General features: G+C 63.0%; 10 protein-coding genes, 3 tRNA genes and 3 pseudogenes. 11 read left to right on the forward strand and 5 right to left on the reverse strand.

The features are described 5' to 3' along the window. Nucleotides 1-29 precede the first annotated feature (29 nt). From ACQ4MM_RS21550 to ACQ4MM_RS21600, 11 genes are all read left to right on the forward strand, one after another. Nucleotides 30-106, forward strand: a tRNA-Arg gene (locus tag ACQ4MM_RS21550). 95 nt (nucleotides 107-201) lie between these two features. After that, nucleotides 202-278, forward strand: a tRNA-Arg gene (locus ACQ4MM_RS21555). Between the two features lie 55 nt (nucleotides 279-333). Then, nucleotides 334-410: transfer RNA gene (locus tag ACQ4MM_RS21560), tRNA-Arg, on the forward strand. 71 nt (nucleotides 411-481) lie between these two features. Beyond that, a complete protein-coding gene (locus ACQ4MM_RS21565) occupies nucleotides 482-949 on the forward strand; it encodes a DUF3016 domain-containing protein (protein ID WP_431479284.1) in 468 nt (155 codons plus the stop codon). A 69-nt stretch (nucleotides 950-1,018) separates the two neighbouring features. Beyond that, the gene (locus ACQ4MM_RS21570) at nucleotides 1,019-2,155 is read left to right on the forward strand and encodes an alpha-hydroxy acid oxidase (protein ID WP_431479285.1); all 1,137 of its coding nucleotides are present in this window, start codon (nucleotides 1,019-1,021) and stop codon (nucleotides 2,153-2,155) included. A 167-nt stretch (nucleotides 2,156-2,322) separates the two neighbouring features. Continuing rightward, the gene (locus ACQ4MM_RS21575; RefSeq protein ID WP_431479286.1) at nucleotides 2,323-3,219 is read left to right on the forward strand and encodes a LysR family transcriptional regulator; all 897 of its coding nucleotides are present in this window, start codon (nucleotides 2,323-2,325) and stop codon (nucleotides 3,217-3,219) included. A 122-nt stretch (nucleotides 3,220-3,341) separates the two neighbouring features. Next, on the forward strand, nucleotides 3,342-3,572 hold the full coding sequence (locus ACQ4MM_RS21580) for a hypothetical protein (protein WP_431479287.1): 231 nt from the start codon (nucleotides 3,342-3,344) through the stop codon (nucleotides 3,570-3,572). Nucleotides 3,573-3,585: 13 nt separating this feature from the next. Further along, nucleotides 3,586-3,969, forward strand: coding sequence for a response regulator transcription factor (locus tag ACQ4MM_RS21585; RefSeq protein WP_431479288.1), 384 nt, complete (start codon nucleotides 3,586-3,588; stop codon nucleotides 3,967-3,969). Beyond that, entirely contained in the window at nucleotides 3,966-4,700 is a 735-nt protein-coding gene (locus ACQ4MM_RS21590; RefSeq protein ID WP_431479289.1) for a YaiO family outer membrane beta-barrel protein, read from the forward strand. Before ACQ4MM_RS21585 ends, ACQ4MM_RS21590 begins: the two co-directional genes overlap by 4 nt. Then, nucleotides 4,678-5,727: a HEAT repeat domain-containing protein gene (locus tag ACQ4MM_RS21595; protein ID WP_431479290.1), complete on the forward strand. Its 1,050-nt coding sequence runs from the start codon at nucleotides 4,678-4,680 to the stop codon at nucleotides 5,725-5,727. Before ACQ4MM_RS21590 ends, ACQ4MM_RS21595 begins: the two co-directional genes overlap by 23 nt. Then, nucleotides 5,724-7,142 (forward strand): glycosyltransferase family 2 protein, encoded by a 1,419-nt coding sequence (locus ACQ4MM_RS21600; protein ID WP_431479291.1) that lies wholly within the window; start codon nucleotides 5,724-5,726, stop codon nucleotides 7,140-7,142. The genes ACQ4MM_RS21595 and ACQ4MM_RS21600 overlap by 4 nt, the downstream gene beginning before the upstream one ends. Here ACQ4MM_RS21600 and ACQ4MM_RS21605 read toward each other — a convergent pair. The 5 genes and pseudogenes from ACQ4MM_RS21605 to ACQ4MM_RS21625 form a co-directional block, all read right to left on the reverse strand. Further along, nucleotides 7,139-7,348: an ATP-binding protein gene (locus ACQ4MM_RS21605; RefSeq protein WP_431479294.1), complete on the reverse strand. Its 210-nt coding sequence runs from the start codon at nucleotides 7,346-7,348 to the stop codon at nucleotides 7,139-7,141. The genes ACQ4MM_RS21600 and ACQ4MM_RS21605 overlap by 4 nt on opposite strands. 34 nt (nucleotides 7,349-7,382) lie before the next feature. Next, a pseudogene (locus tag ACQ4MM_RS21610) lies at nucleotides 7,383-8,534 on the reverse strand (HAMP domain-containing sensor histidine kinase); the annotation flags it as partial. A gap of 7 nt (nucleotides 8,535-8,541) precedes the next feature. Beyond that, nucleotides 8,542-9,291 (reverse strand): annotated as a pseudogene (locus ACQ4MM_RS21615) (cache domain-containing protein); the annotation flags it as partial. After that, nucleotides 9,288-10,240 (reverse strand): annotated as a pseudogene (locus ACQ4MM_RS21620) (D-2-hydroxyacid dehydrogenase). The pseudogenes ACQ4MM_RS21615 and ACQ4MM_RS21620, both read right to left, overlap by 4 nt. Continuing rightward, a complete protein-coding gene (locus tag ACQ4MM_RS21625; protein ID WP_431479292.1) occupies nucleotides 10,237-11,184 on the reverse strand; it encodes a LysR family transcriptional regulator in 948 nt (315 codons plus the stop codon). The pseudogene ACQ4MM_RS21620 and the gene ACQ4MM_RS21625 overlap by 4 nt, the downstream one beginning before the upstream one ends. Between the last annotated feature and the right edge of the window lie 305 nt (nucleotides 11,185-11,489).

The following is an 11,489-nucleotide window of genomic DNA, read 5'->3' on the forward strand; positions in this document are numbered from 1 at the left end:
AATTCATGCGATATAATCCTGCTTCTTAAGCGGCTGTAGCTCAGCTGGATAGAGTACTTGGCTACGAACCAAGGGGTCGTGGGTTCGATTCCTGCCAGCCGCACCAGAATTTGTAGTAAATGTTTGAACCCTTTGCTGTCGAGCGAGGGGCGTAGCAGGAAGTTGATAGTATGCATAACTGACTGTTATAATTTAGTTTTTGCGGCTGTAGCTCAGCTGGATAGAGTACTTGGCTACGAACCAAGGGGTCGTGGGTTCGATTCCTGCCAGCCGCACCAGTTTTTGTAAGTGTTGTACCCGTCGCTGTCGAGCGGCGAGGAAAAAGCAAGTTTTGCGGCTGTAGCTCAGCTGGATAGAGTACTTGGCTACGAACCAAGGGGTCGTGGGTTCGATTCCTGCCAGCCGCACCAAATTGAAAGGGTCCATACCGGGAGGTGTGGACCCTTTTTCCTTTTTGCCGATTGCGGCCTATACTTCAGGCATGAACAAGCTTATTCATGCCGCCTTGCTGATGGCCGCGTCCAGCAGCGCCTTTGCCAGTGCTACCGTCACTTTTGCCGATCTGGGCAAGATGACCGACGTGCCGCACGATTACCAGAAGCGGGAAGACATGCAGTTCCTGTTCCGCGAGCACCTCAACCTGCTGTCGGAAAAGCTGCCGGCAGGGCAGGTGCTGAAAGTCGATTTCCTCGATATCGACCTGGCGGGCGAAGAGTTTCCCCGTGTCGCGGTGCGCGATATCCGCGTGCTGAAAGGCCAGGCCGACTGGCCGCGCATGCATCTGCGCTATAGCATCGAGCAGGATGGCAAGGTAATCAGCAGCGGCGACAGCAAACTGTCCGACCCCGGCTACCTGATGGGCATGAACCGCTACGACCGCGACCTGTACGGCCACGAAAAGCAAATGCTGGACGACTGGTTCAGGCAACAGATCCTCAGGCAGCACTGAGCGATTTCATACAGCTGGTAGTCGGGAATGCAGATGATTGCTCGGCAATTCCTGCGTTAATATGCAGGCATGACACTCATCACTTGTATCGAAGACCTGCGCCGCCTGGCCCAGCGCCGTGTGCCGCGCATGTTTTATGACTATGCCGATTCCGGCTCCTGGACCGAATCCACCTACCGCGCCAACGAAGAGGACTTCCAGAAGCTGAAGTTCCGCCAGCGCGTAGCGGTCGACCTGAACAACCGCAGCCTGCGCAGCACCATGGTGGGGCAGGAGGTGGCGATGCCGGTGGCGATTGCGCCGACCGGGCTGACCGGCATGCAGCATGCCGACGGCGAAATCCTGGCGGCGCGCGCGGCGGAAAAATTCGGCATCCCGTTCACGCTGTCGACCATGAGCATCTGCTCGATCGAGGACGTGGCGGCGCATACGACAAAGCCGTTCTGGTTCCAGCTGTATGTCATGAAGGACCGCGATTTCATCAATCGCCTGATCGACCGCGCCAAGGCGGCGCAGTGCTCGGCGCTGGTGCTGACGCTGGATCTGCAGGTGCTCGGCCAGCGCCACAAGGACTTGCGCAATGGCCTGTCGGCGCCGCCGCGCCTGACCATCGCCAATCTGCTGAACATGGCGACCAAACCGCGCTGGTGCGCCGGCATGCTCGGCACGAAGCGCCGCCAGTTCGGCAATATCGTCGGCCACGCGCGCTCGGTGTCGGACATGTCTTCGCTGTCGGCGTGGACCAGCCAGCAGTTCGACCCCAGCCTGTCGTGGAGCGACGTCGAGTGGATCAAGAACCGCTGGGGCGGCAAACTGATCATCAAGGGCATCATGGATGCCGAAGATGCGCGCCTGGCGGCCAACAGCGGCGCCGATGCCTTGATCGTTTCCAACCATGGCGGGCGGCAGCTCGACGGCGCGCCATCCTCGATCGCCGCGCTGCCCGGCATCGTGGCGGCGGTCGGCAGGCAGATCGAAGTGCATATGGACGGCGGCGTACGCTCTGGACAGGACGTGCTGCGCGCCGTCGCGCTCGGTGCGCGTGGCGTCTACATCGGTCGCCCCTTCCTGTACGGGCTGGGGGCGATGGGCGAGGCAGGCGTCACGCGCTGCCTCGACATCATCCGCAACGAACTGGATATCTCGATGGCCTTTTGCGGCAAGCGGGATATCCAGCAAGTCAGCAGCGAGATCCTCCTGCCCTGAAAACCAGGCCGGCCAGGAGCTTGCACAGTTCATCAAACAGGGTGGGTTCGGTGTTGTTCATAAGCGTTTCCTTTCTGCTAAATGTCGAAGTAAGCGCATTGTGAACTGTTTCATTCTTGGGATAAATGCTTATAATTGAATTGAGTATCCCAAAAATGGAGCAATGAATGGACCGGCTGCACTTTATGCGCCTTTTCGTCGAGGTGGCCAAGCGCAAGAGCTTCCGCGCCGCCGCCGAGGCGCTGGACATGTCGAATTCCACCCTGTCGCGCAATATCGCCGAACTGGAGAAATCCATCGGCCTGCGCCTGTTGCACCGCTCGACGCGCAAGGTGGAGCTGACCGAGGCGGGGGAAGCCTATTTCAAGCGCTGCCAGGGCATCGTGGAAGAAGCCATGAGCGCCCATGAAGCGTTGCTGGACTGGTCGGAAAAGCCGGCCGGCATCCTGCGCGTGACCATGACTTCCAGTTTCGGCGTCGGCTACCTGGCGCCGGTGCTGACCGAGTTCGCCGACATGTACCCGGACATCAAGATGGAATTCGATATTTCATCGCGTACCGTGGACCTGCAATCGGAGCCTTTCGACCTGGCGATCCGCATGGGCCAGCCACCCACCGCGCCGTCCACGCTGGTGGTGCGGCGCATCGCGATGATGCCGCGCTACCTGTACGCCTCGCCGGTCTACCTGGCCAAGATGCCGCCGCTGGAACATGCCTGCGACCTAATGCAGCACACCATGTGCGGCCGCTCGTTCGCCAGCCGGCTGCCCGATATCTGGCGCAAGCTGTATCGCGGCGAGGAAGAGGTGGAGGTGATGGCGCAAGCGCGCTACGCCACCAATAGCGCCGCGCTCAGCATGTCGTTTGCCGCCAATGGCCTGTGCATTTCGGCGCTCGACCCGCTGCTGGCCAAGCAGGAAGTGCAGGCTGGCCGCCTGCAGCGCGTGCTGCCGGATTGGCATATGGAGCCGATCATGGTGCACGCGCTGACGGAAACGCGCCACCTGCCGGCGCGCACGCGGCTGTTCATCGACTTCCTGCGCCAGCGCCTGGGCGCAGGCTGATGCGTTCATATTGCGATCCTCCTTATCGAGGGCCGCTACGCGCAACGCTTTTCAACCGTTAGTTGGTTAACGGAGAACAATCGGCATTACAATGCCTGCATCACCCAATTGGAGAATGCGCTATGGCCACGCTGATCCGACACCGCAAGACCCGCATCATCACGCTCGATGTCGGCGATGACTTGCACGAGCATTGCAAGCCCAAGGACATTGCCCTGGTTCCGGACCCGGGGGGATGGTGGACCTATTTCATCGGCGAAGACGGCTCAGTCGAACGCTACGATATCCCGTTTGCTACCTATAATGAGGCGCTGTGGTCGGCCAAGGCCGCCGCGGAATTCGACGCGCAATAAATCCTGAGAACTTATGCCTGAAACTTCTATCCTGGTAATCGAAGACGACGAACATATCGGCCAAATCCTGACTTTCATCCTGCAGCGGCAAGGCTACCAGACCACCCTTGCTGCCGATGGCCTGGCGGCGCGCAAGGCCATTTTCTCCGCCGCCACGCCACCGTCGCTGGTGCTGCTGGATGTCATGCTTCCCTATATTGACGGTTTCGAACTGGTCCGCATCATCCGCGAGCGCGAAGGCTGGAAAGACGTGCCGGTCGTGATGTTGACCGCCAAGCACACCGAAAAAGACATCGTGCGCGCGCTTGACGAAGGCGCCAACGATTATGTGGTCAAGCCGTTCCAGCCCAACGAATTGCTGGCGCGCGTGCGGCGCTACCTGAAGGAGCAGGCATGAAGGCCGCCATCCTCGCCGCACTTGCTTGCTGTATCTTGCCGGCCGCCGCCCAAACCAGCATCGGCATCAATCACGGCATCGACCACCTGAGCGGACCGGCTGCGAACTGGCACGAGACTTCGCTGAGCCTGCGCCACCAGGCGGCGCCCCGAATGGGCTTTGGCGCCGGGATTACGCGCATCGAACGGTTCGGCCTCGGCGAAACCCAGTTCAGTGCCGGCGCCGACCTGCCGCTTTCCGAAAAATTGACAGCATCGGTCGACGGCAACTTCAGTAGCGAGCACCGGATCCTGGCCCGCCACGCCCTGGGCGCGACCTTGCAGTACGAATTCGCCAAAGGCTGGCTGGTGCATGGGGGCGGGCGCAGCAGCAGTTACAACGACGTCCACGTCAACCAAAGCCTGCTGATGCTGGAACGCTATGTCGGCAGCTACAGCTTTTCCGGCGCCTGGCGCGCGGCGCGCGCCTTTGGCACCACGGCGCATAGCGGAGAGCTGCGCGCCAGTTATTACTACAACGACCGCAGCGCGCTCGGCTTTTCTTTCGCAGCAGGTAAGGAAGCAGCCAATATCGCCGGTACCACGCGCCTGACCAGCGTGCAGTCGGCCGCCCTGGTGGGGCGGCACTGGTTTGACCAGCGTTGGGCCGTTACTTATGCCGTGGCGCACACGCGCCAAGGCGACTTCTACGTGCGCAACGGGGTCAATCTTGGACTACAAGCTGCCTACTGACGTCTATCTTCAAATCGCATTCTGGACTGGCGCCGGCGCGCTGGCGCTGACCATGCTGGTCGGGCTGCAGATCATCTGGCTGCGCCTTTCGATGCGCCGCATGCAGCGCCGCGAACAGGAACTGACCCTGAAATGGCGGCCCTTGCTGAACGCCGCCATTGCAGGTGAGCCGGTCGGCAACCTGCCGGAGCTGCCGCGGCGCGACGGCCTGCTGTTCATCAAGCTCTGGCTGCACTTGCAGCAAGCGGTGCGCGGCGAGGCAAGCGAAGGGCTGAACGCGATTGCGCGCCGCCTTGGCTGCGATGAGCAGGTGAGGGGGCTGCTGGCCGGCGGCAACCGCGCCGAAAGACTGCTGGCGATCCTGGCGCTGGGTCATATGCGCGACAAGGAGTCCTGGGCGGCGCTGGCCGCCATCGCGCACAGTGCCGACAGTGCTTCTTCGGTCCACGCGCTGTGGGCGCTGGTGCAAACCGATGCTGCGCGTGCGGCGCATGAAATGGCACCCTTGCTGCTGCGGCGCGGCGATTGGCCGCTGTCCCAGTTGGCCAATATCCTGCAGAACGCGCGCTCCGAATGGCAACCGGTGCTGGCTGATGCCCTGGCGCGCGTGACGCCGGCCGAATTGCCGCAAGCGCTGCGCCTGGTGGCGGCCTTGCGCGTGGATTTGCCGCTGGTGCAGCTAAGCAGCTACCTTGCCAGCAATGAGCAGGAAGTGGTGCTGGCCGCGTTGCGGATGTCCCATGTGCCTGGGGGCGTGGACCAGGTGCGCCGCCATCTTGCCAGCGAGGATTGGCGGGTACGCTTGCAGGCGGTGCGTGCGCTGGGCGAGATGGGGGACCGCAGCGACGTGGCCCGCTTCCGGGCCTTGCTGTCCGATCCGCAATGGTGGGTACGCTATCGCTCGGCGCAAGCCTTGCTGGCATTGCCCTTCCTGACCAAAGAAGAACTGGCCGAACTGCGCAATGCCGGCGACCGCTATGCGGCCGACATGATTGCCCAGGTGACGGCAGAACTGGAGGCCGCATGACGCCCAATCCGCTTCTGATCCAGATCATTTCCATCGGTGTGCTGGTGTATTTCGTGCTGCTGAATGGCGGCTACCTGATGCTGAATTTCCTGGCCATGTATGCGCTGCGGCGGCGCTCCCAGGAGGCGATCCTGGACGACCTGCCGCAAGTGTATTCGGCGCTGGAGCCGCCGATCAGCATGATCGTGCCGGCCTACAACGAGGAAGCGACCATCGTGACCTCGATCCGGTCGATGCTGCAGCTTTCCTATTCCGAGATGGAAGTCGTCGTCATCAACGACGGCTCGACCGACCGCACGCTGCAGGTAATGATCGACGAGTTTGGGCTGGTGCCTTTCCCGGAGGCTTACCGTATCCAGCTTGAAACCAGGCCGGTGAAAGGCATTTACCGCTCAACGCGCTTTCCGAATTTGCGGGTGGTCGACAAAGTCAATGGCGGCAAGGCCGATTCGACCAATGCCGGCATCAATGCCGCGCGTTATCCCTTGTTCTGTTGTGTCGACGCCGATTCCATCCTGCAGCGCGATAGTTTGCAGCGCCTGGTGCGGCCATTCCTTGGCGATCCGCTGATGGTGGCGACCGGCGGCACGGGTGCGCATTGCCAATGGCTGCGAAGTGCGGGGCGGCTTCCTGACCCGGGTCGGCATGCCGAAGAATCCATGGGCCCTGTTCCAGGTGGTCGAATACCTGCGCGCCTTCATGTTCGGCCGCATGGGCTGGTCGGTCATCAACGGCATGCTGATCATCTCCGGCGCCTTTGGCCTGTTCCGCAAGGACACCGTGGTGGCCGTCGGCGGCTACAACCCCGAAGGCGATCGGCGAGGACATGGAACTGGTGGTGCGCATGCACCGCAAGCTGCGTTCGCGCGGCATCCCGTACAAGATCGAGTTCGTACCAGATCCGGTGTGCTGGACGGAAGCGCCGGAAGACTACAAGCAGTTTGCGCAACCAGCGCATCCGCTGGTCGCGCGGCCTGTCGGAAAGCCTGACCACCAACTGGGGCCTGATGTTCAGCCGTCACGGCGGCGTCGCGGGGTGGATGGCTTTCCCGTTCTTTATGCTGTTCGAATGGCTTGGCCCGTTTGTGGAACTGTTCGGCTATATCTTCATGGCGGTGGCATGGTGGCAGGGCTGGGTATCGTGGGAGTCGTTCCTGATCTTCCTGTTCCTGGCGATCGGGCTGGGTATCCTGTTGTCGGCTTTCGGCTTGCTGCTGGAGGAGATTTCCTTCCACTTGTACCCGCGCCCGAGCCATTTGCTGATCCTGGCGGCAGTCGTCGTCCTTGAGAACTTCGGCTACCGGCAGATCAATAGCTGGTGGCGCCTGGTTGGCTTGTACAAATGGGCGCGCCGCGAGGAGGCCAAGTGGGGCGTGATGACCCGCAAGGCCGACTGGCAGCAAGACATGAACTAGATGGCCGGCAGGGTTACGTGGAAGGTCGTGCCGCGGCCTTCTTCCGTATCGAAGCCGATGATGCCGCCGTGCTGTTCGGCGATGGCACGGCAAATCGCCAGGCCCAGGCCGGTGCCGCCTTTCAGGCGCGTATCCGAACTGTCGGCCTGGGCAAACTTGGCAAAGACGCGCGCCTGGAAACGCTTCCGGAATACCCGGGCCGTTATCGCTGACCGATAGCCGGATGCCTGCCGTTGCCGCGCTGCAGTCCAGCGTCACACTATTGTATTGCGGCGAATACTTGATGGCGTTCGAGAGCAGGTTGACCAGCAATTGCACCAGGCGGTCGTGGTCGCCGCGCACGCGCAAGCCACGGGCGCTGCCGGTGCGTTCCAGTGCTACCGGGCGCTGGGCAGCGCTGCCGCGTACCGTGTCGATCGCCTCATCGAGCAACGGTGCGATCTCCAGTTCGTCGGTGCGGAAATCCATCTTGCCGGCTTCGATCTTCTCGATATCCAGGATGTCGTTCACCAGGCGCACCAGCCGTTCGCTGCTCTGGTAGGCGATATTGACCAGGTGCTGCACGTCCGGCGGCAATTCGCCGGCGCCGCCGTCGACCAGCATCGATAGCGAGGCGCGGATCGAGGTCATCGGCGTGCGCAGTTCGTGCGAGACGGTGGCGATAAATTCGTTCTTCATTTCTTCGACCTGGCGGCGTTCCGAAATATCGTGCAGGAAGACGCAGAACAGGCCATTGGCCGGGCGGCTGATGCTGGCTTCCACCGTCAGTTCTTCGCCATCGCGCCGGATCAGGGTGCGTTGCACGCGGCGACCGAAGTCGGGGACTTGGCTGTCGCCCGCCGCTGCCAGAGCGGCTTCCTGCTGCGCGCGGAAACGCTGTGGCACCAGCATCTCGATATAGCTCTTGCCGACGGCTTCCTCGCGCGACCAGCCGAACATATGCACGGCGGCCGGGTTCCAGTCGGTGATATAGCCATCCGCGCCGACCGCGATGAAGGCATCCTGCGCGGTTTCGATAATGGCGGCTATGCGCTGCATGGCGTCGCGCAACTGGCTGGTGCGCGCGCTGACCCGGCCTTCCAGGTTGGCGACCAGGGAGTTCAGCGTGCGCGATAGGGCCTGCACCTCGGCGTACGGCGCCAGTTGCGGCAGCTCCGCCGCCGCCCCGCGCCGGATGCGGTCGGCGGCATCGGCCAGTTCGCTCAGTGGCCGCGCGATGCGGCGCGCGAGAGGGATGGCCAGCAGCGGCAGCAGGGCCGCCATCGCCACCCCCAGCCACCAGGCGCGCTTTTGCAAGGCGCGTACCGGCGACCAGGCGGTATCGACGCTCTGGCGCACCCAGCACCGTCCAGCCCAGGCCCGGATAGGCGGAGTGGCCGCGCGTGTGCGCATAGCCGACCAGGTAATCGACACCGTCGGGCCAGCGCTCCACCTGGTAACCGTTGCCCTGGCTTGGCAGGGGCAGGGTCTTGGCCAGCAGCCCTTCCGGCCCCAGCAGGACTTTGCCGTTGCGGTCGACGATGATCGCTTGTACTGAACGGTGCGCGCTGGCCGGTTCGATCACCGACCGTTCCAGCTCGCGTGCCCATTGCCATGACAGGTGGGCGCCCAGCACGCCGCTGCCATCTGCCAGCGGGAAGGCCAGGTCGACGAAGCGCTGCGCTTCCGTGGTCGGCGCGGGCAGCAGCTTGGCCAGCAGGACGGCATCGTGCACGTCGCCCACGAAGGTCCCGGCCTGGGCGTTGCGGTACCAGGGGCGCTGGCTGACGTCAAAGTCCTGCAGCAAGGCGCCAGTGGCGGCCAGCACGCGGCCGTCGCGGCCCGTGACGCCGATCCACGCGTAGTGCGGGTAGCTGCGCTGGTGCAGTTCCAGCGTGGCGCGGCGTGCTGCCGGAGCGGCGGCCGCCCCCATGTCGGGGCGCTGCGCCAGCAATTGCACTTCGCGGTAGCGCTCGAACATATTGCGATCGAGCTTGTCGGCGGCCTGTTGCGCCAGGTCGGACAGCGCGCTGCCGATGTCGGCCTTGACCTGGTTGCCGGCAGTGCGCGCGATGATGGCGGCCAGAATCGCGCCCATGGCGATCGCCAGCGCGCAAAATGCGATCGCAAGGTAGGTGCCGATGCCGGCCTTCGAGCGGGCCCGCTTCATGCGACGCGATTGGCCGGATGGCCTGCGATGAAAGCTTCTATATTGTCGATCAGCTGGTCGGCCAGCCCTTGCATGGCTTGCCCGCTGGCCCAGGCCGAGTGGGGCGTCAGCAGGAAATTCGGCAGGCGCAGGCGCAGCAGGGGATTGCCGGGGACCGGCGGCTCCTGCGACAGCACGTCAAAGCCGGCCCCGGCGATTACGCCGCGCTGCAAGGCATCCGCCAGTGCCGCTTCGTCCACCAGCCCACCGCGGGCGGTATTCACCAGGATGGCGCTCGGCTTCATGCGCGCCAGTTCGGCCGCGCCAATGATATTGCGCGTGGCGTCGGTCAGCGGCGCGTGCAGGCTCAGTACGTCCGAGGTTTCCAGCAATTCGTCCCAGCTTACATTGCGCACGCCGGGATCGTCGGCCGGGGTGCGGGTATGCACCGCCACCTCCATGCCGAAGGCGCGGCCGAGATGCGCGACTTGCTTGCCCAGGTCGCCGTAGCCCAGCAAGCCAAGACGGCTGCCATGCAGGTCGCGGATCGGATGGTGGAACAGGCAGAAACGCGGCGACTTTTCCCACAGCCCCGCTTCGACGTCGGCGCGGTAGGCTAGCAACTGGCGGCGCAGCGCGAGCATCAAGGCAAAGGTATGCTCGGGCACAGCCGCATGGGCATAGCCCTGGATGTTAGATACCACGATGCCGCGCTCGCGCGCCGCCGCCAGGTCGACGATATCGGTGCCGGTGGCCGCCACTGCGATCATCTTCAGGCCGGGCAGGGCGGCCAGCGCCTCTGCCCGCAGCGGCACTTTGTTGGTGATCGCGATGGTGGCGCCTTGCAGGCGCCCGATCGCCTCAGCGGCGCTGCTGGCCGGGTACTCGCCCCCATTCATGCGCAAAGGAGGGGCCGCCGGATGTCGGCAATGATGCTGTCGCGGTCCAGGAAAACGAGTCGTTCGGTCATACGGTCAGCTCCACAGGGAGGGTAGTGGCTAAAGGACGCAGCCGCATCTGGGGATGGCTGGCCATCAGGTCCGCCACCCATTCGACAAACACCCGCACCTTGGCCGACAGGTGGCGGTTTTGCGGGTACACCACATGGATTGGCAGCGGGTCGGTGACCCAGTCTTCCAGCACCCGCACCAGGCGGCCGTCGCGGCCATGGCTGCCCAGTTGCACATCCGTCATCATGATGATGCCCAGGCCGGCCAGGCCTGCCTGCAGGTAGGCGTTGGAATCGTTCAGCGCCACCACACCCGGCAGCATCATTTCAATACGTTCGCCGTCGCGCGTGTAGTCCCAGTTGTATATTTTGCCAGTCTTGGACGAAAAATAGTTGACGCAGCGGTGCCGTTCCAGGTCGCGCGGGTGGGCCGGGATGCCAAAGCGCTCCAGGTAGGAGGGCGCCGCGCAGGTGACAAAATTGAGCAAGCCGACGCGCCGCGCGATCAGGGTGGAGTCGGCCAGTTGGCCGCCCCGCACTGCACAATCGACGCCTTCCTCGATCAAATCGACCGGACGGTCGCTGCAACCCAGTTCGAGCTGGATATCCGGGTATTGCTCAAAGAACGAGGGCAGGGCAGGCACCAGGATTTCGTTCGACAGTCCGGTCGGCGCATCGACCCGCAAGCGGCCGCTCGGGCTAAGGCGGGTGCGCGACAGCGATTCCTCGGCATCCTTCACGTCGGCCAGGATGCGCAGGCATCTTTCATAGTAGGCGGCGCCGTCGGCGGTGACCGAAACCTGGCGCGTGGTCCGGTGCAGCAGCTTGACCGACAGCGCCGATTCCAGGCCGGCCACCAGGGTCGAAACAGTGGCCTTGGGCAGTTGCAGTGTTTCCGAGGCGCGCGTGAAGCCGCCGGCGTCGACCACCTGGACGAAGACTTCCATCGCTTGGAGTTTATTCATGAGTCCATCCCATTGTTCGAGATTCTGAACAATCAATTCAACATTAATGTATTTTTCTTATTCTAGTGGAAGTTTATTATTACTGTATTGCAGCATAAAAAAGCCCTTGACCCTCCCGCGATGGGAAAGATTACAGTGGCTTTCGGTTTCAGAGAAAAGGAGCAGTCATGAGTAACCGGGATGGATTCTTTGCAATGGTATCGCTGGCGCTGGGCGCGATCGCCCTGGCAGGCGTCCTGTATACCGACGAATACTCGCACGGCGCGCAAGTCGGTTTTGGCGCGGCGCCGGCGGCCACCCTGCTG

The sequence above is a fragment of the Massilia eburnea genome, assembly GCF_050709955.1.
Taxonomy (GTDB): Bacteria; Pseudomonadota; Gammaproteobacteria; order Burkholderiales; family Burkholderiaceae_D; genus Rugamonas; species Rugamonas eburnea_A.

Coding starts and splice junctions, on each gene's coding strand:
- ACQ4MM_RS21565 (WP_431479284.1), top strand. CDS start 482: ATGAACAAGCTTATTCATGCCGCCTTGCTGATGGCCGCGTCCAGCAGC.
- ACQ4MM_RS21570 (WP_431479285.1), top strand. CDS start 1,019: ATGACACTCATCACTTGTATCGAAGACCTGCGCCGCCTGGCCCAGCGC.
- ACQ4MM_RS21575 (WP_431479286.1), top strand. CDS start 2,323: ATGGACCGGCTGCACTTTATGCGCCTTTTCGTCGAGGTGGCCAAGCGC.
- ACQ4MM_RS21580 (WP_431479287.1), top strand. CDS start 3,342: ATGGCCACGCTGATCCGACACCGCAAGACCCGCATCATCACGCTCGAT.
- ACQ4MM_RS21585 (WP_431479288.1), top strand. CDS start 3,586: ATGCCTGAAACTTCTATCCTGGTAATCGAAGACGACGAACATATCGGC.
- ACQ4MM_RS21590 (WP_431479289.1), top strand. CDS start 3,966: ATGAAGGCCGCCATCCTCGCCGCACTTGCTTGCTGTATCTTGCCGGCC.
- ACQ4MM_RS21600 (WP_431479291.1), top strand. CDS start 5,724: ATGACGCCCAATCCGCTTCTGATCCAGATCATTTCCATCGGTGTGCTG.
- ACQ4MM_RS21625 (WP_431479292.1), bottom strand. CDS start 11,184: ATGAATAAACTCCAAGCGATGGAAGTCTTCGTCCAGGTGGTCGACGCC.